General features: G+C 72.1%; 18 protein-coding genes. 15 read left to right on the top strand and 3 right to left on the bottom strand.

The annotated features are described in order from the left end of the window. Positions 1-143 precede the first annotated feature (143 nt). From WCD74_RS11845 to WCD74_RS11775, 15 genes are read left to right on the top strand one after another with little or no spacing between them, the layout of a single operon-like run. Complete coding sequence (locus WCD74_RS11845) at positions 144-524, top strand: NADH-quinone oxidoreductase subunit A (protein WP_337695043.1); 381 nt, start codon at positions 144-146, stop codon at positions 522-524. Positions 525-535: 11 nt separating this feature from the next. Continuing rightward, on the top strand, positions 536-1093 hold the full coding sequence (locus WCD74_RS11840; protein WP_337695042.1) for a NuoB/complex I 20 kDa subunit family protein: 558 nt from the start codon (positions 536-538) through the stop codon (positions 1091-1093). A gap of 1 nt (position 1094) precedes the next feature. After that, positions 1095-1907 carry an NADH-quinone oxidoreductase subunit C gene (locus WCD74_RS11835; protein WP_337695041.1) on the top strand — a complete coding sequence of 271 codons (813 nt, stop codon included), beginning with the start codon at positions 1095-1097 and terminating at the stop codon, positions 1905-1907. After that, complete coding sequence (locus tag WCD74_RS11830) at positions 1904-3253, top strand: NADH-quinone oxidoreductase subunit D (protein WP_337695040.1); 1350 nt, start codon at positions 1904-1906, stop codon at positions 3251-3253. Before WCD74_RS11835 ends, WCD74_RS11830 begins: the two co-directional genes overlap by 4 nt. Further along, complete coding sequence (nuoE, locus tag WCD74_RS11825; protein ID WP_337695039.1) at positions 3250-4047, top strand: NADH-quinone oxidoreductase subunit NuoE; 798 nt, start codon at positions 3250-3252, stop codon at positions 4045-4047. The genes WCD74_RS11830 and nuoE overlap by 4 nt, the downstream gene beginning before the upstream one ends. After that, on the top strand, positions 4044-5396 hold the full coding sequence (gene nuoF / locus WCD74_RS11820; protein ID WP_337695038.1) for an NADH-quinone oxidoreductase subunit NuoF: 1353 nt from the start codon (positions 4044-4046) through the stop codon (positions 5394-5396). Before nuoE ends, nuoF begins: the two co-directional genes overlap by 4 nt. A gap of 2 nt (positions 5397-5398) precedes the next feature. Further along, positions 5399-7957 (top strand): NADH-quinone oxidoreductase subunit G, encoded by a 2559-nt coding sequence (locus WCD74_RS11815; RefSeq protein ID WP_337695037.1) that lies wholly within the window; start codon positions 5399-5401, stop codon positions 7955-7957. Next, positions 7954-9279 (top strand): NADH-quinone oxidoreductase subunit NuoH, encoded by a 1326-nt coding sequence (nuoH, locus tag WCD74_RS11810; protein ID WP_337695036.1) that lies wholly within the window; start codon positions 7954-7956, stop codon positions 9277-9279. Before WCD74_RS11815 ends, nuoH begins: the two co-directional genes overlap by 4 nt. Then, positions 9279-9896 (top strand): NADH-quinone oxidoreductase subunit NuoI, encoded by a 618-nt coding sequence (nuoI, locus tag WCD74_RS11805; protein ID WP_337695035.1) that lies wholly within the window; start codon positions 9279-9281, stop codon positions 9894-9896. The genes nuoH and nuoI overlap by 1 nt, the downstream gene beginning before the upstream one ends. After that, complete coding sequence (locus WCD74_RS11800; RefSeq protein WP_337695034.1) at positions 9893-10696, top strand: NADH-quinone oxidoreductase subunit J; 804 nt, start codon at positions 9893-9895, stop codon at positions 10694-10696. Before nuoI ends, WCD74_RS11800 begins: the two co-directional genes overlap by 4 nt. Next, positions 10693-10992, top strand: coding sequence for an NADH-quinone oxidoreductase subunit NuoK (gene nuoK / locus WCD74_RS11795; protein WP_337695033.1), 300 nt, complete (start codon positions 10693-10695; stop codon positions 10990-10992). The genes WCD74_RS11800 and nuoK overlap by 4 nt, the downstream gene beginning before the upstream one ends. 13 nt (positions 10993-11005) lie before the next feature. After that, entirely contained in the window at positions 11006-13015 is a 2010-nt protein-coding gene (gene nuoL, locus WCD74_RS11790; RefSeq protein ID WP_337695032.1) for an NADH-quinone oxidoreductase subunit L, read from the top strand. After that, a complete protein-coding gene (locus tag WCD74_RS11785; protein WP_337695031.1) occupies positions 13012-14670 on the top strand; it encodes an NADH-quinone oxidoreductase subunit M in 1659 nt (552 codons plus the stop codon). Before nuoL ends, WCD74_RS11785 begins: the two co-directional genes overlap by 4 nt. Beyond that, a complete protein-coding gene (nuoN, locus tag WCD74_RS11780; protein ID WP_337695030.1) occupies positions 14667-16301 on the top strand; it encodes an NADH-quinone oxidoreductase subunit NuoN in 1635 nt (544 codons plus the stop codon). Before WCD74_RS11785 ends, nuoN begins: the two co-directional genes overlap by 4 nt. Positions 16302-16305: 4 nt before the next feature. Next, on the top strand, positions 16306-17331 hold the full coding sequence (locus WCD74_RS11775) for a polyprenyl synthetase family protein (RefSeq protein ID WP_337695029.1): 1026 nt from the start codon (positions 16306-16308) through the stop codon (positions 17329-17331). Here WCD74_RS11775 and rarD read toward each other — a convergent pair. The 3 genes from rarD to WCD74_RS11760 all read right to left on the bottom strand — a co-directional run bounded on the left by rarD (position 17307) and on the right by WCD74_RS11760 (position 21503). After that, on the bottom strand, positions 17307-18257 hold the full coding sequence (gene rarD, locus WCD74_RS11770) for an EamA family transporter RarD (protein WP_337695108.1): 951 nt from the start codon (positions 18255-18257) through the stop codon (positions 17307-17309). The two genes, WCD74_RS11775 and rarD, sit on opposite strands and share 25 nt — an antisense overlap. A gap of 235 nt (positions 18258-18492) precedes the next feature. After that, positions 18493-19587, bottom strand: a complete 1095-nt coding sequence (locus tag WCD74_RS11765) for a 2-oxoacid:ferredoxin oxidoreductase subunit beta (RefSeq protein ID WP_337695028.1) — start codon at positions 19585-19587, stop codon at positions 18493-18495. Then, entirely contained in the window at positions 19584-21503 is a 1920-nt protein-coding gene (locus tag WCD74_RS11760; RefSeq protein ID WP_337695027.1) for a 2-oxoacid:acceptor oxidoreductase subunit alpha, read from the bottom strand. The genes WCD74_RS11765 and WCD74_RS11760 overlap by 4 nt, the downstream gene beginning before the upstream one ends. Positions 21504-21564 lie beyond the last annotated feature (61 nt).

Genomic DNA, 21564 nt, shown 5'->3' with positions numbered 1-21564 from the left:
CCGCCGAGCACTAAGGCCACCCTCAGCCCGTGCCGGGTCCGCCGACCTCCGTAGGGTCGGCGTCCGTCCGCCGGGGGTGACGCCGGACACCGACGACGCGGTGTCCGAGACCACCGAGACACGAGAGCAGGAGGTTCCCCCCGATGCAGGGCAGCGCGGGACTCACCGCATACGTCCCCCTCATCGCCATGTTCGTGCTCGCGGCCGGGTTCGCCCTGTTCTCCGTCACCGCGGCGCCGTACATCGGCCCGCGTCGCTACAACCGCGCCAAGCTCGACACCTACGAGTGCGGCATCGAGCCCTCGCCGCAGCCCGTGGTCGGCGGCGGCCGCGTGCCGGTCGCGTACTACCTCACGGCGATGCTGTTCATCCTCTTCGACATCGAGATGGTGTTCCTCTACCCGTTCGTGATCAACATCGACGCCCTCGGCCTGTTCGGGCTGGTCGAGATCGTGCTCTTCATCGGGACCGTCGCCTTCGCCTACGCCTACGTGTGGCGCCGCGGCGGCCTGGACTGGACCTAGGGGAGGCCCGCATGGGACTCGAGGAGAAGCTGCCGAACGGCATCCTGCTCGCGACGGTCGAGGGGCTGGTGAACTGGACGCGCAAGGCCTCGCTGTGGCCGGCGACGTTCGGCCTGGCCTGCTGCGCGATCGAGATGATGACCTCGGGAGCGCCGCGCTACGACCTCGGCCGGTTCGGCATGGAGGTGTTCCGGCCCAGCCCGCGCCAGGCCGACCTGATGATCGTGGCGGGCCGCGTGACCAACAAGATGGCCCCGGTCCTGCGCCAGATCTACGACCAGATGGCCGAGCCGCGCTGGGTGCTCGCCATGGGCGTCTGCGCCTCGTCGGGCGGGATGTTCAACAACTACGCGGTCGTCCAGGGCGTCGACCACGTCGTGCCGGTGGACATGTACCTGCCGGGCTGCCCGCCTCGGCCGGAGATGCTCATCGACGCGATCCTCAAGCTGCACCAGAAGATCCAGCACGAGCCGCTCGGCCCGGTCCGCGCCGAGCTCGCCGCCGAGCGCCGCGCGCAGGGCGAGACGCTGGAGCTGCTGCCCTCGTCGGTGAAGTACGGGAGGGACTGAGATGCCCGACGACGAGAAGCAGCCGGGCGTCCCCCCGACGGGCACGGGCGGGGCGAGCGGCGTCACCGGGGCCTCCGCGGGGACCTCGGAGCACTCCGAGCGCGGCGCGGTCGCGTTCTCCCCGACCGAGCAGCACCGCCCGCACGCGCCGACGGTGACCGGCCGCTCCCGCGAGGGCATGTTCGGCATCTCGGGCTCGGGCGACACGTCCGGCTTCGGCGGCCTGCGGCTGCCGGCCTACGCCCCGGCCCCGGCGGAGCGGCCCTACGGCGGCTGGTTCGACGAGGTCGTCGACGAGACGACGGCGGCCCTCGAGGAGGGCGGTCTCGTCGCGTTCGCCGACGCCGTGCTCCAGGTGACCGTCGACCGCGGCGAGATGACGTGGTACGTCGCCCGCGACCACCTCCCGGCCCTGGCGCGGACCCTGCGCGACGACCCCGCCCTGCGGTTCGAGTTCTGCTCCGGGGTGTCCGGGGTGGACTACGGCGAGGGCGTCCCGCAGCAGCTGCACTCGGTGACGCAGCTGCTCTCGATGACCTACCGGCGGCGGCTGCGCCTCGAGGTCTGCCTCGACCTCGACGACGCCCGCTGCCCGTCGCTCGTGTCCGTCTACCCGACGGCGGACTGGCACGAGCGGGAGACCTGGGACATGTTCGGGATCGTCTACGACGGCCACCCGAGCCTGACCCGGATCCTCATGCCGGACGACTGGAACGGCCACCCGCAGCTCAAGAGCTATCCGCTGGGCGGCATCCCGGTCGAGTACAAGGGCGCCGAGATTCCGCCGCCCGACCAGCGGAGGGCCTACACATGAGCACCGACGTGCCCACCACCGACGCCACCGAGGCCGCCGACCCGTACGCGGCCAGCTCCCGCCAGACCACCGAGGGGACCGTGTACACGGTCACCGGCGGCGACTGGGACGAGCTGGTCGACTCCTCGACCGGCGACGAGCGCATCGTCATCAACATGGGCCCGCAGCACCCGTCCACGCACGGCGTGCTGCGACTCGTCCTCGAGATCTCCGGCGAGACCGTCACCGACGTGCGGCTGGTCATCGGCTACCTGCACACCGGGATCGAGAAGAACTGCGAGTACCGCACCTGGACCCAGGGCGTCACGTTCGTGACGCGCGCGGACTACCTCGCGCCGCTGTTCACCGAGACCGCGTACTGCATGTCCACCGAGCGCCTGCTCGGCATCGAGGTGCCGACGCGCGCGCAGGTCATCCGGGTGCTCCTCATGGAGATCAACCGGATCGGCTCGCACCTCGTCGCGCTGGCCACCGGCGGCATGGAGCTCGGCGCGCTGACCGGCATGACGAACGGCTTCCGGGAGCGCGAGGAGGTCCTGCACCTGCTCGAGTTCCTCACCGGCCTGCGCATGAACCACGCGTTCATCCGCCCCGGCGGCGTCGTGCAGGACCTCCCGGACGGCGCGGAGAAGCGGATCCTCGAGTTCTGCGACGTGATGGACTCCCGCCTGCCGGGCTTCCACCAGCTGCTCACCGGCAACGCGATCTGGCAGCAGCGCCTCGTCGGGATCGGCTACCTGCCCCTCGACGGGTGCCTCTCGCTCGGCGTCACCGGGCCGATCCTGCGCTCGGCGGGCCTGGCGTGGGACCTGCGCAAGGTCGACCCGTACCTGGGCTACGACCAGTACGACTTCGAGGTCCCGACCGACAACGCCGCGGACTCCTTCGCCCGCTACAAGCTGCGGGTCGAGGAGATGCACCAGTCGCTGCGGATCATCCGGCAGTGCGTCGAGGCGCTCGAGCCGGGCCCGGTGATGGTGCAGGACGCCAAGATCGCCTGGCCGGCGAAGCTGTCGATCGGCGCCGACGGCATGGGCAACTCGCTCGAGCACGTGCGGCAGATCATGGGCCAGTCGATGGAGTCCCTGATCCACCACTTCAAGCTGGTCACCGAGGGCTTCAAGGTCCCGCCGGGGCAGGCCTACGTGCCGATCGAGTCGCCGCGCGGCGAGCTCGGGGCGCACCTGGTCTCCGACGGCGGCACCCGCCCGCTGCGCGTGCACCTGCGCGAGCCCAGCTTCGTCAACCTGCAGGCCGCACCGGCGATGTGCGAGGGCGGGATGGTCTCCGACGTCATCGCCGCGCTGGCGAGCCTCGACCCCGTGATGGGTGGGTGCGACCGATGACCCGCTACCTGAGCCCGGCCGACGCCGAGCGCCCGCGGGTGCGGACCGACACCGAGCTGGACCTGTCGGTCTTCGACGGCCAGCGCGAGCGTGCCGGCGCGATCGTGGCCCGCTACCCGGAGCCGCGCTCGGCCCTGCTGCCGCTGCTGCACCTCGTGCAGTACGTCGAGGGGCACGTGAGCCGCGCGGGCGTCGCGTTCTGCGCGGACGTCCTGGACATCACGCCGGCCGAGGTCTCGGCGGTCGCGACGTTCTACACGATGTACAAGCGCGAGCCGGTCGGCGAGCACCTGGTCAGCGTCTGCACGAACACGCTGTGCGCGGCGCTGGGCGGCGACGACATCTACGCGGCGGTGCGCGAGCGCCTGGGCGGGATCGGCCACGAGGAGACCTCCGGTGAGGCCGGCACCCCGGGCAGCCTGACGATCGAGCACGCCGAGTGCCTCGCGGCCTGCGACCTCGCGCCGGTGCTGACCGTGAACTACGAGTTCTTCGACCGGCAGACGGTCGACTCCGCGCTCGAGATCATCGGGAAGCTGCAGGCCGGCGAGAAGCCGCACCCCACCCGCGGCGCCCCGCTGACCGACTTCCGCCGCATCGAGCTGCTGCTGGCCGGGTTCTTCGACGACCCGGAGGTCGGCGGCGCGGCCGCGAACGCCGGCCCCAGCGCCGACGAGGCCACGCTCGCCGGGGCCCGGCTCGCCGAGGAGCGCGGCTGGACCGCGCCCCCCATGCCCGACGCGGGCCCCGACCGGCCCACCGAAGCCACCGAACTGCCCGGAGGGGCGTCATGAGTCAGCCGGAGGAGTACCGCCCGGACCCGCTGACGCCGGTGCTCACGCGGCGCTGGCTGCTGCCGGAGTCGTGGACGCTGCGCCACTACACCGAGCTCGGCGGCTACTCCGCGCTCGACACCGCCCTGGCGACCGACCCGGCCGACCTGGTGGCCCTGGTCAAGGACTCCGGGCTGCGCGGCCGCGGCGGCGCGGGCTTCCCGACGGGCATGAAGTGGAGCTTCATCCCGCAGCCCAAGCCGGGCGAGGAGCCCACCGAGGCCACGAAGGACGCCCCGCAGTTCAAGCCCAAGTACCTCGTGGTCAACGCCGACGAGGGCGAGCCGGGGACCTGCAAGGACACCCCGCTGATGATGGCCGACCCGCACTCGCTCATCGAGGGCTGCATCATCACGAGCTGGGCGATCCGGGCGAACTTCTGCGCGATCTACATCCGCGGCGAGATCGTCCACGCCATCCGCCGGTTGCACTACGCGGTCAAGGAGGCCTACGAGGCCGGCCACCTCGGCCAGGACATCCACGGCACCGGGTTCGACCTGGACATCGTGGTCCACGCCGGCGCGGGCGCGTACATCTGCGGCGAGGAGACCGCGCTGCTCGACTCGCTCGAGGGCCGGCGCGGCCAGCCGCGGCTCAAGCCGCCGTTCCCGGCGACGGCGGGCCTGTACGCCGCCCCGACCGTGGTCAACAACGTCGAGACGATCGCGACCGTCCCGTCGATCGTCGCCGGCGGCAAGGAGTGGTTCCGGACGATGGGCCGCGAGCGCTCTCCGGGCCCGAAGATCTACTCGCTGTCCGGCCACGTCGAGCGGCCCGGCCAGTACGAGGCGCCGCTGGGCACCACGCTGCGCGAGCTGCTCGAGATGGCGGGCGGCATGAAGGACGGCGTCCCCCTGAAGTTCTGGACGCCGGGTGGCTCGTCCACGCCGCTGTTCACCGCGGAGCACCTGGACGTCCCGCTGGACTTCGAGGGCGCCGCCGAGGCCGGGTCCATGCTCGGCACCACCGCCCTGATGATCTTCAACGAGACCGTCAGCGTGCCGTGGGCGGTGATGAAGTGGACCGAGTTCTACGAGCACGAGTCCTGCGGCAAGTGCACGCCGTGCCGCGAGGGCAACTACTGGCTCGCCGGGATCCTGCAGCGGATGAACGCCGGGCAGGGGACCGAGGAGGACATCGACACCCTGCTCGACGTCTGCTCCAACGTCCTCGGCCGCTCGTTCTGCGCCCTCGGTGACGGCGCCGTCTCGCCGATCACCAGCGGGATCAAGTACTTCCGCCAGGAGTTCCTGGACCTGTGCCAGGCCCAGCCCGCCGCCACCGAACGCGTTCTCGCCGGAGCCCACTAGCCATGACCCAGGCACCCGAACAGGAAGCGCCGCCGGTCCCCGAGGGCCACGTCCGGTTGACGATCGACGGCGAGACCGTCGACGCGCCGAAGGGCGAAATCCTCATCCGGACCTGCGAGCGCCTCGGCATCGTCGTCCCCCGCTTCTGCGACCACCCCCTCCTCGAGCCGGCCGGCGCCTGCCGCCAGTGCCTGGTCGAGGTGGAGATGGGCGGGCGGCCCATGCCCAAGCCGCAGGCCAGCTGCACCATGACCGTCGCGGACGGGATGGTGGTGAAGACCCAGCGGACCAGCGCCGTCGCCGACAAGGCGCAGCAGGGCGTCATGGAGCTGCTGCTGATCAACCACCCGCTGGACTGCCCGATCTGCGACAAGGGCGGTGAGTGCCCGCTGCAGAACCAGGCGATGTCCTCCGGGCGCGCCGAGTCACGGTTCCACGAGCACAAGCGGACGTTCGCCAAGCCGCTGCCGATCTCCGACGAGGTCCTGCTCGACCGCGAGCGCTGCGTGCTGTGCCAGCGCTGCACGCGCTTCTCCGAGCAGATCGCCGGCGACCCGTTCATCGAGCTGCTCGAGCGCGGTGCGCACCAGCAGATCGGGACCGAGGAGACCGCCTGGGGCGACGGCGAGGACTTCCAGTCCTACTTCTCCGGCAACACCATCCAGATCTGCCCGGTGGGCGCGCTGACGTCGGCCTCGTACCGGTTCCGCAGCCGTCCGTTCGACCTGGTCTCGACGCCCGGCACGTGCGAGCACTGCGCCTCGGGCTGCTCCACCCGGCGCGACTGGCGCCGCGGCGGGGTCACCCGCGTCCTGGCCGGCGAGGACCCGAACGTCAACGAGGAGTGGCTCTGCGACAAGGGCCGCTTCGCGTTCCGCTACCCCACCTCGGCGCAGCGGGTGCTGCAGCCGATGGTCCGCGAGGACGGCGTCCTCACGCCGGTCTCCTGGGTCGAGGCGCTGGAGCGCGCGGCCACGCTGCTCGCCACGGCGCGCGACGGCGCCGGCGCCCCGCGGACCGGGGAGGACGGCGAGGAGCTGGCGCCCAAGCGCGGCGTCGGGGTGCTGCCCGGCGGCCGCGCGACCGTCGAGGACGCCTACGCCTACGCCAAGTTCGCCCGCGTCGCGCTGCGCACCAACGACGTCGACCACCGCGCCCGCGCGCACTCCGCCGAGGAGCTCGACTTCCTCGCCGGGTACGCCGCCGGGGTCGCGCCCAGCCACGTCTCGTACGCCCACCTCGAGGCCGCCCGCACGGTGCTGTGCGTCGCGTTCGACCCCGAGGAGGAGTCCCCGATCGTCTTCCTGCGGCTGCGCAAGGCTGCCCGGCACGGCACCCGCGTGGTGCACGTCGGCAGCTGGACCACACCCGCCGTCGTGAAGACCGGGGGGCACCTGCTCGGCGCGGTGCCGGGCGAGGAGGCCGCGGTCCTCGAGGACCTCCCCGCCGACCTCGCGACCGCGCTGGGCGAGCCCGGTGCCGTCGTGCTGGTGGGCGAGCGGGCCGCCGAGGTGCCGGGCCTGCTCGGCGCGGTGAGCGCCCTCGCCGGCCGGACCGGGGCGCGCGTCGCCTGGGTGCCACGGCGTGCGGGTGAGCGCGGCGGCGTCGACGCCGGCACGCTGCCGACCCTGCTGCCCGGGGCCCGCCGGGTCGACGACGCGGCCGCCCGCGAGGAGGTCGCCGAGGTGTGGGGCGTGCCCACGCTGCCCGACACGCCGGGTCGCGACCTCACGGCCATGCTGACCGCCGCCCGCGACGGCGAGCTCGCCGGCCTCGTGGTCGGCGGCGTGGAGCTCGCGGACCTCCCCGACCCGGAGCTGGCGCGGGCCGCGCTGGCCGAGGCGGACGTCGTCATCTCGCTGGAGCAGGTGCTCACCGAGGTCGGCGAGCGCGCGGACGTCGTGCTCCCCGTGGCGCCCGCGGTGAACCGCAGCGGGACCTACCGCAACTGGGAGGGCCGCGACCGCCCGTTCGGGACGACGATCGACCCCGGCCAGGGCGGGTCCGGGCGCGTGGGCGGTACGGCCGCGGTGACGCTGCCGGACTGCCGCGTGCTGGACTCGCTCGCCGTCGAGATGGACGTCGACCTGTTCACCCAGACCCCGCAGTCGGCCGCGGCCGAGCTCGCGGAGCTGGGCACGGTCGCCGTCACGCCGTCGACGCCGGCCACGCGTCCGTCGGCCACCTCCGGTGGCAGCGATGGTCCATCTCTGACACCTGACGTCTCAGATGCGCCACTCGCACGTCCGGTGCGCCTCGCCACGTGGCGCCAGCTGATCGACGGCGGCGCCCTGCTGGCCGAGGAGCACGACCTGCCCGGCACCGCCCGCCCGCCCCGCCTGCGCGTCGCGGTCGGCACCGCCGAGCGGCTCGGCCTCGTGCCCGGCGAGCCGGCCCGGCTCGGGGATGCACTGGAGCTCGTCGTCGAGATCGCCGACCTGCCCGAGGACGTCGTGTGGGCGCCCGCGCACGTGCCCGTCGCCGGCGGCGTGGTCACCCTCGCCGGGCTCGGGCTGCACCACGGCGACCCGGTCGAGCTGAGCACGGGAGCGTCGCAGTGAACCCCCTGCCGCCGCCCGGGACCCCCGGGTACACCCAGGCCCTCATCGCGGACGACCCGATCTGGCTGACCATCGTCAAGGTCGTCGCGGTCTTCGGCCTGCTGGTGTTCATGACGCTGTTCATGATCTGGCTGGAGCGCCGGGTCGTGGGCCGCATGCAGCAGCGGCCCGGCCCGAACTGGAACGGGCCGTTCGGCCTGCTGCAGTCGCTGGCCGACGGGCTGAAGCTGGCGTTCAAGGAGGACATCCGCCCGGTCCTCGCCGACAAGGCGGTCTTCTTCATCGCCCCGGTGATCTCGACGATCCCCGCGTTCGTCGCGTTCGCGGTGATCCCGCTGGGCCCGGAGGTCTCGATCTTCGGGTACCAGACCGCCCTGCAGGTCGCCGACCTCCCGGTCGGCATCCTCGTGGTGCTGGCCTGCTCGTCGGTCGGCGTGTACGGCATCGTGCTCGCGGGCTGGGCCTCCGGGTCGCCGTACCCGCTGCTCGGCAGCCTCCGCAGTGCCGCGCAGGTGATCTCCTACGAGCTCGCCCTCGGGCTCTCGATCATCGGCGTGGTGCTCTACGCGGGCTCGCTGTCCACCGCCGACATCGTCACCGCCCAGCAGACCGGCTGGTACTTCTGGCTGCTGCCGGTCAGCTTCATCGTCTTCGCGATCTCGATGGTCGGCGAGACCAACCGTGCACCGTTCGACCTGCCCGAGGCCGAGTCCGAGCTGGTCGGCGGGTTCCACACCGAGTACTCGTCGCTGAAGTTCGCGCTCTTCTTCCTCGCCGAGTACGTCAACATGGTCACCCTGTCCGCGGTGGCGACCACGCTGTTCCTCGGCGGCTGGATGGCGCCGTGGCCGCTCTCGCTGATCCCCGGGGTCAACGAGGGCTGGCTGCCCGTCGTCTGGTTCATCTCGAAGATGTTCGTCTTCCTGTTCGTCTACATCTGGCTGCGCGGGACGCTGCCCCGCCAGCGCTACGACCAGTTCATGCGGCTCGGCTGGAAGATCCTGATCCCGGTCAGCCTGGTCTGGATCGTCGCGGTCGCCACCCTGCGGGTGCTGCGCTCCGAGTACGGCACGATCTCGGCGCCGGTGGTGCTGATGATCGGCGCGGTCGTGCTGGTGGTGGCGATCGTGGTCGCGCTGATGCTGCCCGACCGGGCCGACGACGACGACGGGAGCGGCGGCGAGCCACCCGTCGTCGGGAGCTACCCGGTCCCGCCGCTGGACCTGACCGTCCCGGCGGCCCCGCCGAAGCGACGCCGGTCGGTGTCCGCCTCCGCGAAGGAGACGGCCGCCGTCGGCACCGGAGCGAAGGAGGACGCCTGATGGGCATGTTCGACGGCATCGCCGGCTTCGGCGTGACCTTCTCGACGATGTTCAAGAAGGTCGTCACCGAGGAGTACCCGCTGGTCAAGAAGGTGACCGCGCCGCGCTACCACGGCCGCCACCAGCTCAACCGGCACCCGGACGGCCTGGAGAAGTGCGTCGGCTGCGAGCTCTGCGCCTGGGCGTGCCCCGCCGACGCCATCTACGTCGAGGGCGGTGACAACACCGAGGAGGCCCGGTTCTCGCCGGGGGAGCGCTACGGCGCGATCTACCAGATCAACTACCTGCGCTGCATCGGCTGCGGGCTCTGCATTGAGGCGTGCCCGACGCGCTCGCTGACGATGACCAACGAGTACGAGCTCGCCGACGACGACCGCCAGGACCTGATCTACACCAAGGACATGCTGCTGGCGCCGCTGCTGCCGGGCATGGAGCAGCCGCCGCACCCGATGCGCCTCGGCGAGGACGAGCAGGACTACTACGTGCAGGGCCCGGAGATGGCGCGCCGCGGCCGCGAGCAGGCCGGGGAGCATGACCTGGACACCGACAACCGGGCGGGCGCGAACGCGCTGCCGGGGGCGGCGCTGGTGGGGAAGGCCTCGGAGGAGAAGCGATGACCACCTCCATCGGCGAGGCCGTCGGCTTCTGGATCCTCGGGCCGGTCGCGCTGGCCGGCGGGCTCGGGATGGTGTTCTCCCGCAACGCCGTGCACTCCGCGCTGTGGCTCGTGCTGACCATGCTGTCGCTGGGCCTGCTCTACATGGTGCAGTCGGCGCCGTTCCTGGGCTTCACCCAGATCATCGTCTACACCGGCGCGATCATGATGCTGTTCGTCTTCGTGCTGATGATGGTCGGCCGGGACGCGTCGGACTCCGTGGTCGAGGTGCTGCGGGGGCAGCGCGTGGCGGCCGCGGTCCTGGGCATCGGGCTCGCCGGGCTGATGATCGGCGCGGTCGCGCAGTCGATCACGGTGCCGCTGGCCACCGGGGCCCCGCCCGGGTCGAACATCGGCGGCCTGGGCCTGCTGATCTTCCAGCGCTACCTGCTGGCGTTCGAGCTGACCTCGGCGCTGATCATCACCGGTGCGGTCGGCGCGATGGTCTACACCTTCGCCGGCCGGGCCCGCTCGAAGGCGGTCACCCAGCGCGAGCGGGTCACCGAGCGACTGCGCGGCCCGCTCGAGAAGTTCGGCTCCCGCTCCGGGCCCGGGGTGTTCGCGACGGCGGACTCGGTCGCCACCCCGGCCCTGCTGCCGGACGGCTCCGTGGCGCCGGAGTCGCTGTCCGAGATCATCGAGGCGACCGCGCGCGAGCGGCTCGGCCACTCCACCGAGCTCTCCCGGCCCGGGGACACCCACGACACGTCGGCGCACGAGCACCACTCCGAGCAGGACCGGGTCCAGGGGAGCCAGACGTGAGCCCCACGAACTACCTGCTGCTCTCGGCCCTGCTGTTCGCGGTCGGCACCGTCGGCGTGCTGGTGCGGCGCAACGCGATCGTCGTGTTCATGTGCGTGGAGCTCATGCTCAACGCGGTCAACCTCTCGCTGGTGACCTTCGCGCGCATCAACGGCTCGCTCGACGGCCAGGTCATGGCGTTCTTCGTCATGGTCGTGGCCGCCGCGGAGGTCGTCGTCGGCCTCTCGATCATCATGGCCATCTTCCGCACGCGCCGGACCGCCTCGGTCGACGACGCGAACCTCCTCAAGTACTGACGGGAACGCCTCGATGCTCACCGAGTTGCCCCCCGTGGGTCCCGCCGAGGGAGCCGGGGCCGCGGCCTGGCTCCTGGTCGCGCTGCCCGCCCTCGGCGCCGCCGTCCTGTTCCTGGGCGGACGCCGCACCGACCGCTGGGGCCACCTCCTCGGCACCGCGACGGTCCTGCTGTCGTTCGTCTACGGCGTCGTGCTGTTCGTCGGCACGCTCGCGCTGCCCGGCGAGGAGCGCGTCCGCGAGCTGGGGCTCTACGAGTGGTTCGCGTCCGGGTCGCTCTCGGTGGAGTTCGGGCTGCGCCTCGACCCGCTGTCGTTGACCTTCGTCCTGCTGATCACCGGTGTCGGATCGCTGATCCACATCTACTCGGTGGGCTACATGGCCCACGACGAGAACCGGCGCAAGTTCTTCGCGATGCTCAACCTCTTCGTCGCGTCGATGCTCGTGCTGGTCCTGGGCAACGGCTTCCTCACCCTCTACCTCGGGTGGGAGGGCGTCGGCCTGGCGTCCTACCTGCTGATCGGCTTCTACGTGCAGCGCCCGCTCGCGGCCTCCGCGGCGAAGAAGGCGTTCCTGATGAACCGCGTCGGCGACGTCGGGCTCGCGCTGGCGATCTTCATCCTGTTCGCCCAGCTGGGCACGACGCAGTACACCGAGGTCTTCGCGCGGATCGGCGAGCTCTCCCCCGGGGCGATCACCGCGGTCGCGCTGCTGCTCCTGCTGGGCGCCTGCGGCAAGTCCGGCCAGTTCCCGCTGCAGGCCTGGCTCCCGGACGCCATGGAGGGCCCGACCCCGGTGTCGGCGCTCATCCACGCGGCCACGATGGTCACGGCCGGGGTCTACCTGGTGGCGCGCACGCACCCGATCTACGACCTGACCCCCACCGGCCAGCTCGTCGTCACGATCGTCGGGGCCGTCACGCTGCTGATCGGCGCGATCGTCGGCTGCGCCTACGACGACATCAAGAAGGTGCTGGCCTACTCCACCGTCAGCCAGATCGGCTACATGATGCTCGCCGTCGGGCTCGGCCCGATCGGCTACGCGGCGGGCCTGGCCCACCTGCTCACCCACGGCTTCTTCAAGGCCGGGCTCTTCCTCGGGGCCGGGTCGGTGATGCACGGGATGGCCGACGAGACCGACATGCGCCGGTTCGGCGGGCTGTGGCGGCACATGCCGGTCACGTTCGCCACGTTCACCCTCGGCTACCTCGCCCTCATCGGCTTCCCGTTCCTGTCCGGCTTCTACTCCAAGGACCTCATCATCGAGGCCGCCCTCGGAGGGCCGCCGGTCCGTGGCTGGCTGCTCGGCGGCGCCGCGCTGCTCGCGGCCGGGCTGACCGCCTTCTACATGACGCGGCTGATGCTGATGACCTTCTTCGGGCCCGAACGGTGGCGCTCGCTCACCCCGCGCGCCGCGCCGTGGGACCCGTCGCTGGAGAGCGAGGCGGCCCCGCAGCACCCGGAGCCGGGGCACGGCGAGCACTACCACCCGCACGAGTCGCCGGCCTCGATGACGGTGCCGATGATCGTGCTCGCGGTCGGCTCCGTCGGCGCCGGCGCCTTCCTCGTCATCGGGGAGCGGCTCGGCGGCTGGCTGGAGCCCGCGATCGGCCCCGTCCGCGAGGTCGAGGAGGCCGTCATCCCGACGGGCCTCGTCCCCGGCATCGCGACCGTGCTCATGCTGCTCGGCGCCGGGATCGCCTACCTGACGGTGGGCCGCAGGGCGGTGCCGGTGGAGCGCCCGCAGCGGGTGTCGCTGCCGGTGCGCGCCGCGCGCGCCGACCTCTACGCGAACGCGATCAACGAGGGGCTGATCGCGCGGCCGGGCCTGTGGTTCTCCCGCGCGCTGGTCTACCTCGACAACCGCGGGGTCGACGGCGCCGTCAACGGCACCGCGGCCCTGCTCGGCGGCGCGTCGGGCCGGGCCCGCCGCACGCAGACCGGATTCGTGCGCTCGTACGCGCTGACGATGCTGGGAGGCTCGATCGTGCTGGTCGCGGCGCTGCTGGCGGTGGCGCTGCCGTGAGCGCCCTGCTGATCGTCCTCGTCCTGCTGCCCCTGGTGGGGGCGGCCGTCGTCGGCGGCCTGGTGAAGGCCGGCCGCGACGGTGCCGCGAAGTCGCTCGGGTTCGCGGTCTCGCTCGTCGAGCTCGTGCTGACCGCGGTCGCCTTCGTGCTGTTCGACCCGGCCGCCCCGACCCGCTTCCAGGGCGAGTCGTCGGTGGAGTGGATCCCGGCGTTCGGGGTGTCGTTCTCCCTCGGCGTCGACGGCATCGCGCTCGCGATGATCGCGCTGCTGGCGGTGCTGGTGCCGATCGTCGTCGCGTACACCTCGTTCACGCGGGCCGCGGAACGGTTCCCGGACGGTCCCGACGGCGAGCCCCGCGGCGCGGGCGGCTTCACCGCGCTGATGCTCGCCCTGCAGGGCGTGCTGGTGGCGCTGTTCGCCGCGACCGACGTCTTCGTCTTCTACGTGATGTTCGAGGTCATGCTCGTCCCGATGTACTTCATCATCGGGCGCTTCGGCGGGCCGCGGCGGCAGTACGCCGCGGTGAAGTTCTTCCTGTACTCGTTCCTCGGCGGGCTGATCATGCTCGGCTCGGTGATCGGGATCTACGTCGCGAGCGGGACGCGGCTCGGGCAGGCCACCTTCGACTGGGCCGAGCTGCAGCGCCTCGCGGCCTCGCTGCCGGAGTTCACCCAGATCCTGCTGTTCCTGGGCTTCTTCGCGGCCTTCGCGATCAAGGCGCCGCTGGTGCCGCTGCACACCTGGCTGCCGGACGCCGGCGCGCAGGCGCCGATCGGCGGCGGCGTGATCCTCGTGGGCGTCCTGGACAAGGTCGGCGTCTTCGGGTTCCTGCGCTACTGCCTGCCGCTGTTCCCGCTGGCCTCGCAGACCCTCGCGCCGCTGGTGCTGGTGCTCTCGGTGATCGGCGTGCTCTACGGAGCCCTGCTCGCCGCGATGCAGACCGACATGAAGCGCTTCGTGTCCTACACCTCGATCGCCCACTTCGGGTTCATCGGGCTGGGCATCTTCGCGTTCTCCCAGCAGGCCGTCGCCGGCTCCGCGCTCTACATGGTCAACCACGGCATCTCGACCGCGATGCTCTTCCTCGTCGTCGGGATGCTGACCGCGCGCGGCGGCTCGACGCAGATCGCGGACTACGGCGGTGTCGGGAGGATCGCGCCCGTGCTCGCCGGGCTCTTCCTGCTGGCCGGCCTGACGACGCTGTCACTGCCCGGCACGAACTCGTTCGTCTCGGAGTTCCTGGTGCTGATCGGCTCGTGGCCGCGCGAGCCCGTCTACACCGTCATCGCGACCGTCGGGATCATCTTCGCGGCGCTCTACGTGCTGTGGGTCTACCAGCGGACGATGACGGGGCCGCTGCGCGGCGAGGCGGTGGTCGGCGGCGGGCCCGGCGCGGCCTCGGCGCGGGCGCTCGCGGGCGGACCCGGCTTCTCGGAGACCCTCGACCCGCCGGACGGGACCTCCACGACGAAGGCCCGCTTCGGTGACCTGACCGGGCGCGAGATCGGCGTGCTGGCGCCCCTGGTGCTGCTGGTCTTCCTGCTCGGCTTCTACCCGCAGCCGCTGCTCGACGTCCTCAACCCGGCGGTCTCCGCCACGATGAGCGAGGTCGGCGTCCCCGACCCGGTCGGTCCGAACGGAGTGGCGCGATGACCGGTCAGTCTTTCTCCGACGCGCTCGGCGTCGACTACGGCGCCCTGGCGCCGCTGCTGATCGTCCTCGGCGGGGCCTGCGTGTCCGTGCTGATCGAGGCGATCCTGCCGCTGGAGCGCCGCGGCCGGGTGCAGCTGGTGTTCAGCCTCGCGGTCGTCGCCGTCGCGCTGGTCGCGGTGGTCGTGCGCGCCACGGGCGGCGCGCCGGACGTCGTGGTCCTGGCCGGGTCGCTCACCGTGGACGCGCCGGGCCTGTTCCTCTGGGGCACCCTGCTGGCCCTCGGGATCCCGTCGCTGCTGATGCTCGCCGACCGCTCCATCGAGCCCGGCGGCGCGTTCGTCGCGGACCCCGAGGCACTCGCCGAGGCCCAGGAGAAGGACAAGGTCCTGGCGGGGTCCCGCTCGCCGTCGGGCACGGGCTCGGACTCGCACGGCGTGGTGGCCCGCCGCGGCGGGTCCGGCTCCGGTGCGGACGCGGACCCGCCGCAGATGCACACCGAGGTCTTCCCGTTCGTGCTGTTCGCGCTCGGCGGGATGCTCGCGTTCTGCGCGGCCAACGACCTGCTGACGATGTTCGTGGCCCTCGAGGTGCTGAGCCTGCCGCTGTACCTGCTGTGCGGGCTCGCCCGCCGGCGTCGTCTCCTGTCCCAGGAGGCGGCCGTGAAGTACTTCCTGCTCGGCGCATTCGCGTCGGCGTTCTTCCTCTACGGCGTCGCGCTGCTCTACGGCTACGCCGGCTCGGTCCGGCTCTCCGACATCGCGGCGGCCGCGGCCGGACCGCTGCGCTCGGACACGCTGCTCTTCGCCGGGCTGGCCCTGCTCGTCGTCGGGCTCATGTTCAAGGCCTCGGTCGGGCCCTTCCACACCTGGACCCCGGACGTCTACCAGGGCGCCCCGACCCCGGTGACCGCGTTCATGGCGGCCTGCACGAAGGTCGCGGCGTTCGGCGCGATCCTGCGGGTCTTCACGGTGGCGTTCGGGACGACGGCGCTGGAGTGGCGCGGGGTGCTCTGGGCGGTCGCGATCGCCTCCATGGTGATCGGCACCGTGCTCGGGCTCACCCAGACCGACCTCAAGCGGATGGTCGCCTACTCCTCGGTGGCCCACGCGGGCTTCATCCTGATCGGCTGCCTGGCCATCACGCCGGCCGGCCTCTCCGGGACGCTGTTCTACCTGCTCGCCTACGGGTTCACGACGATCGCGATCCTCGGCCTGGTCTCGCTGGTGCGCTCCGGCGACGGCGAGGCCGGCCACCTCTCCGGGTACGCGGGCCTGGCCACGCGCTCCCCGGTGGTGGCCGCCGCGCTGTCGTTCTGCCTGCTCGCCCTGGCCGGGGTGCCGCTGACCAGCGGGTTCACCGCCAAGTTCGCGGTGTTCTCGGCCGGCCTGGCCGACGGCATGGCGCCGCTGGTGATCGTCGGCCTGGTGTGCAGCGCGATCGCCGCGTTCTTCTACCTGCGGGTGATCGTGATGATGTACTTCTCCGACCCGGCGCCCGACGGGCCGACGGTCAGCCTGCCCGGACCGATGACGACCATCGCCATCACGCTCGGCGTCGCTGTGACCTTGCTCCTCGGAGTGCTCCCGACGGCCGCCCTGCAGTGGGCCGGGGCCGGACCTTTCCTAGGCTGATGGCGTGAGTACGCAGCGGCCGACGCCGGTGAGCCTGACCCAGGTCGCCGGTCTGCCCATCGGCGACGAGGCCCTGGCCGCGGAGGTGTCCTCGGGCCTGGAGCGGGTGGAGGACCTCCTGCGCCGGGAGGTGCACAGCGACTACCGCTTCGTCGCGGACACGTCGCTGCACCTGATCGAGGCCGGCGGCAAACGGTTCCGGCCGCTGCTGACGCTGCTCGCGGCGCAGCTCGCGGACGGCACCAGCGAGGACGTGGTCGTCGCGGCCACCTCGGTCGAGCTGGTGCACCTCGCGACGCTGTACCACGACGACGTCATGGACGAGGCCGTGATGCGCCGCGGGGCGCAGAGCGCGAACGCCCGCTGGGACAACACGGTCGCGATCCTCACCGGCGACTACCTGTTCGCGCACGCCTCACGGCTGGTCTCGCAGCTCGGTCCGGACGCGGTGCGGATCATCGCGGAGACGTTCGCGGAACTGGTGACCGGGCAGATGCGCGAGACGCGCGGCGCCCGCGGCGACGACCCGGTCGAGCACTACATGGCCGTGGTCGCCGAGAAGACCGGCTCCCTCATCGCGACGGCGGGTCGGTTCGGGGCGATGTTCGCGGGCGCGGCCCCGGAGCACGTCGAGGCGCTGCGGCGGTTCGGCGAGATCATCGGGACGGCGTTCCAGGTCTCCGACGACATCATCGACATCGCCTCGCCGTCCGGGGACTCCGGCAAGACGCCGGGCACGGACCTGCGTGAGGGCGTGGCCACCTTGCCGGTGCTCTACGCACTGGCCGACGACGGACCGGACGCGGCGCGGCTGCGGGAGCTCGGCGTGGGCGAGAAGGAGATCGCGGACGACGCGGTCGTCGACGAGGCGCTGGGCATCCTGCGGGGCTCCGACGGCCTCCACCGGGCCCGGGTCGCGCTCGACGCCCAGGCCGACGCGGCCCGCACCGAGCTGGCCGGGCTGCCGGGTGGCCCCGCCCGCGACGCCCTGGCCGCGCTGCTGGACTACACCGTGGAGCGGGTGGGCTGAGCCTCTCCGGCACCTGACCCCGCGGGCCGCCCGGCCCGCCGTCGGGACGCGGTCCAGCCGTCGGCCGCGAACACCAGCAGCGCGACCCACACCAGCACGAAGCCGATCCAGCGCGCGGGTGGCATCGGCTCGTGGTCGACGAGCACGCCCCACGCGAACTGCATCGTCGGGTTGACGTACTGCAGCAGGCCCAGCGTGGCCAGCGGGAGCCGCTTCGCGCCGAACGCGAACAGCAGCAGCGGGAGCGCGGTGACCGGCCCGGCCGCGATCAGCAGCAGCGTGTGGCCGGTGCCCTGCCCGAACGTCCCGACCCCGGTCGCCTGCAGCCACACCAGGTAGCCGATCGCGATCGGGCCGAGCAGGAAGCCCTCGGCCGTCAGCCCCGCCACCGGGGCCAGCGGGACCCGCTTCTTGAGCAGGCCGTAGAAGCCGAAGCTGCACGCCAGGACGAGGGCCACCCACGGCAGGGCCCCGGTGCCCGCCCACAGCACCGCGACGGCCACCGTCGCGATCCCGACGGCGACCCACTGCACCCGCCGCAGCTGCTCGCCGAGCACGAGCACGGCGAGGACCACGGACACCAGCGGGTTCACGTAGTAGCCCAGGGCGCTCTCCACGACGCGCCCGTGGGTGACGCCCCAGATGTAGACGCCCCAGTTGATCGTGATCAGCACGCTGGCGACGGTGATGGTCAGCCACGTCCGTGCCGACTGCCCCCGCAGCTGGGACCAGCCGCGGACGGCGGTGAGCACCACCAGCATCCCGACCAGCGTCCAGCCGATGCGGTGGGCGAGGATCTCCACGGACCCGGCCGGCGCGAGGAGCGGCCAGAACGCGGGGAAGGCGCCCCAGAGCACGTAGGCCCCGAGGGCCGCGGCGAGCCCGGAGCGGGGCGGGCGGGCCGTCGGGTCGGTCGTCGACGGCATCGTGGTCACGCGTCCGACCCCATCACGGGTGTGTGCGCCACGCACCTGTCTTTCCGCGACAAGTGGCAGGGTGCGGTCGCTCGGGGCCAGGGTTCGTCAGCGATGGCCCATCGCTGACGTCAGGTGTGCGAACGGCGCCACTCACGCACCGGCCGGGCGTTCGGGCCGATGTGCGAGTGGCGCCATCCTGACGTCAGATGTCAGCCACGGACCATTGCTGACGACCGACGGCGGCTCAGGCCTCCTGGGTGGGCGTGGGCATGACGGCCCAGGTGTCCTTGCCGGTGAGCAGGGCCTGCAGGTTGTCGCCGCGCTGCTGGGCCTGCTCGGTGGCGGCGGTGACCTGGGCGCGGGCGCCGTCGTCGTAGGTGGGGCGGTCGACCTTGCGGAAGATGCCCGTGACGGTGTGGGTCAGGTCCTGGTCGGACAGGCGCGAGAGCGCGAACGCCTGGGTGGGGTCCTGCTCGCCGGCGCGGTGGGTGACGAGGGCGTCCTCGCCGACCTCGGCCACCGGGCGCACCTCGAGGCCGCCGGAGTCCGAGCGGACGACGCCGTACTCGCCGTCGTTGCCGAACCGGATCGGCTCGCCGTCGACGAGCGGGATGAGCCGCTGCGCGACGTCGTCGCCCTTGCGCAGGACGTCGAAGGAGCCGTCGTTGAAGATCGGGCAGTCCTGGAAGATCTCGACCAGCGAGGCGCCGCGGTGGGCGGCGGCCTGGCGCAGCACCTCGGTGAGGCCCTTGCGGTCGGAGTCCAGGGCGCGGCCGACGAACGTGGCCTCGGCGCCCAGGGCCAGCGAGACCGGGTTGAACGGCGCGTCCACCGAGCCCATCGGGGTGGACTTGGTGACCTTGCCGACCTCGGAGGTCGGCGAGTACTGCCCCTTGGTCAGGCCGTAGATCCGGTTGTTGAACAGCAGGATCGTGATGTTCATGTTGCGGCGCAGCGCGTGGATCAGGTGGTTGCCGCCGATCGAGAGCGCGTCGCCGTCGCCGGTGACGACCCACACCGACAGGTCCGGCCGCGTGACGGCGAGCCCGGTCGCGATCGCCGGCGCGCGGCCGTGGATCGAGTGCATCCCGTAGGTGTCGAGGTAGTACGGGAAGCGGCTCGAGCAGCCGATCCCGGAGACGAACACGATGTTCTCGCGCTTGAGGCCGAGCTCGGGCAGGAACGAGCGCACCGAGGCGAGCACGGCGTAGTCACCGCAGCCCGGGCACCAGCGCACCTCCTGGTCGGAGGTGAAGTCCTTGGCCTTCTGGGTCTCGTCCGTGGTCGGGACGAGGTCCAGCCCGCCCAGCTGCGGGGTGGGCAGATCCACGGCGGTCATGCGGGAAGTTCCCCCTTCACGGCGTCGGTCAGGACGCCGGCGAGCTCTTCGGCGCCGAACGGGAGTCCGGCGACCTTGGTGTAGGAGCGCACGTCGACCAGGTAGCGCGCGCGCAGCATCATCGCGAACTGCCCGAGGTTCATCTCCGGCACGACGACGCGGCGGTAGCGGTGCAGGACGTCGCCGAGGTTGCCGGGCAGCGGGTTCATCGAGCGCACGTGCGCCTGGGCGACCGACATCCCGGCCGCCCGCACGCGGCGGCACGCCGCGCCGATCGGGCCGAACGTGGAGCCCCAGCCGAGCACGAGCACCTCGGCGTCACCGTCGGGGTCGTCGACCTCGACGTCGGCGACGGTGATCCCGTCGATCTTGGCCTGGCGCAGCCGGACCATGCGGTCGTGGTTGTCCGGGTCGTAGGAGATCGACCCGCGGCCGTCGGCCTTCTCCAGCCCGCCGATGCGGTGCTCGAGACCCGCGGTGCCCGGGACCGCCCACGGGCGGGCGAGGGTGTCGTCGTCGCGCAGGTAGGGCCAGAACTCGGTGCCGTCGGGGGAGTTCGGCGCGGTGGCGAACTCGACCGACAGGTCGGGCAGGTCGTTCACGTCCGGCACGTTCCACGGCTCGGAGCCGTTGGCGATCGCGCCGTCGGAGAGCAGGAACACCGGCGTCCGGTACTTGATCGCGATGTTCGCGGCTTCGATCGCCGCCGCGAAGCACTCACTGGGCGAGGCCGGGGCGACGATCGGCACCGGGGCCTCGCCGTTGCGGCCGTACATCGCCTGCAGCAGGTCGGCCTGCTCGGTCTTGGTCGGCAGGCCCGTGGACGGGCCGCCGCGCTGCACATCGAGGATCAGCAGCGGCAGCTCGAGGGCCACCGCCAGACCGATCGTCTCCGACTTCAGCGCCACCCCCGGCCCCGAGGTGGACGTGACGCCCAGCGCGCCGCCGAACGAGGCGCCCAGCGCCGCGCCGATGCCCGCGATCTCGTCCTCGGCCTGGAACGTCGTCACGCCCATGCCCTTGTGCTTGGACAGCTCGTGCAGCACGTCCGAGGCCGGGGTGATCGGGTAGGTGCCCAGGAACACCGGGAGCTTCGAGAGCTGCCCGGCGGCGACGACGCCGTAGGCCAGCGCGAGGTTGCCGGTGATCTGGCGGTAGGTGCCCGTCGGCAGCGCCGCCGGGGCGACCTCGTAGGTGACCGCGAACGACTCGGTCGTCTCGCCGTAGTTCCAGCCGGTGCGGAACGCCAGGATGTTCGCCTCGGCGAGCTCCGGCTTCTTCGCGAACTTCTCGCGCAGGAACTGCTCGGTGCCCTCGGTGCCGCGGTGGTACATCCAGGACAGCAGCCCGAGCGCGAACATGTTCTTCGCCCGCTCGGCGTCCTTCTTGGACATGCCGGTCGGCTCGAGCGTGGTGCGCGTGATCGTCGCCATCGCGACCCGGTGCACCTGGTACGGCGCGAGCGAGTCGTCCTCGAGCGGGTTCGCCTCGTAGCCGACCTTCGTCAGGTTCCGCTTGGTGAACTCGTCGGTGTTGACGATCAGGACCCCGCCGTGCGGCAGGTCGGACAGGTTCGACTTCAGCGCGGCCGGGTTCATCGCGACCAGGACGTCGGGACGGTCGCCCGGCGTCAGGATGTCGTAGTCGGCGAAGTGGAGCTGGAAGCTCGACACCCCCGGCAGCGTCCCGGCAGGAGCCCGGATCTCGGCGGGGAAGTTCGGCAGCGTCGCGAGGTCGTTGCCGAACGCCGCGGCCTCCGAGGTGAACCGGTCCCCGGTCAGCTGCATGCCGTCGCCGGAGTCGCCGGCGAAGCGGATGACGACGCGGTGGGTCTGCCGCACCTCGGTCTGCCGGATCTCGCCGTGGGCCACCAGGTGGTCGGGAAGCCCGGCCCCGACCTCGGTGTCAGTGCTCATCGAGCGGTCCAGTCCCTTCATCGATCGTCGCGACGCGCGATACCACTACGTCGAACGTCCA

Source organism: Actinomycetospora aurantiaca, from assembly GCF_037401875.1.
GTDB lineage: Bacteria > Actinomycetota > Actinomycetes > Mycobacteriales > Pseudonocardiaceae > Actinomycetospora > Actinomycetospora aurantiaca.
Note: the sequence above shows the minus strand (reverse complement) of the source record. Positions and strands in the feature narration are given on the sequence as shown.

Excerpts from the sequence above, each read along its gene's own strand:
- nuoN (WP_337695030.1), top strand. The coding sequence starts at position 14,667 with ATGACCGGTCAGTCTTTCTCCGACGCGCTCGGCGTCGACTACGGCGCC.
- WCD74_RS11840 (WP_337695042.1), top strand. The coding sequence starts at position 536 with ATGGGACTCGAGGAGAAGCTGCCGAACGGCATCCTGCTCGCGACGGTC.
- WCD74_RS11845 (WP_337695043.1), top strand. The coding sequence starts at position 144 with ATGCAGGGCAGCGCGGGACTCACCGCATACGTCCCCCTCATCGCCATG.
- WCD74_RS11760 (WP_337695027.1), bottom strand. The coding sequence starts at position 21,503 with ATGAGCACTGACACCGAGGTCGGGGCCGGGCTTCCCGACCACCTGGTG.
- WCD74_RS11830 (WP_337695040.1), top strand. The coding sequence starts at position 1,904 with ATGAGCACCGACGTGCCCACCACCGACGCCACCGAGGCCGCCGACCCG.
- WCD74_RS11800 (WP_337695034.1), top strand. The coding sequence starts at position 9,893 with ATGACCACCTCCATCGGCGAGGCCGTCGGCTTCTGGATCCTCGGGCCG.
- nuoL (WP_337695032.1), top strand. The coding sequence starts at position 11,006 with ATGCTCACCGAGTTGCCCCCCGTGGGTCCCGCCGAGGGAGCCGGGGCC.
- WCD74_RS11835 (WP_337695041.1), top strand. The coding sequence starts at position 1,095 with ATGCCCGACGACGAGAAGCAGCCGGGCGTCCCCCCGACGGGCACGGGC.
- nuoF (WP_337695038.1), top strand. The coding sequence starts at position 4,044 with ATGAGTCAGCCGGAGGAGTACCGCCCGGACCCGCTGACGCCGGTGCTC.
- rarD (WP_337695108.1), bottom strand. The coding sequence starts at position 18,257 with ATGCCGTCGACGACCGACCCGACGGCCCGCCCGCCCCGCTCCGGGCTC.
- nuoI (WP_337695035.1), top strand. The coding sequence starts at position 9,279 with ATGGGCATGTTCGACGGCATCGCCGGCTTCGGCGTGACCTTCTCGACG.
- WCD74_RS11815 (WP_337695037.1), top strand. The coding sequence starts at position 5,399 with ATGACCCAGGCACCCGAACAGGAAGCGCCGCCGGTCCCCGAGGGCCAC.
- WCD74_RS11765 (WP_337695028.1), bottom strand. The coding sequence starts at position 19,587 with ATGACCGCCGTGGATCTGCCCACCCCGCAGCTGGGCGGGCTGGACCTC.
- nuoE (WP_337695039.1), top strand. The coding sequence starts at position 3,250 with ATGACCCGCTACCTGAGCCCGGCCGACGCCGAGCGCCCGCGGGTGCGG.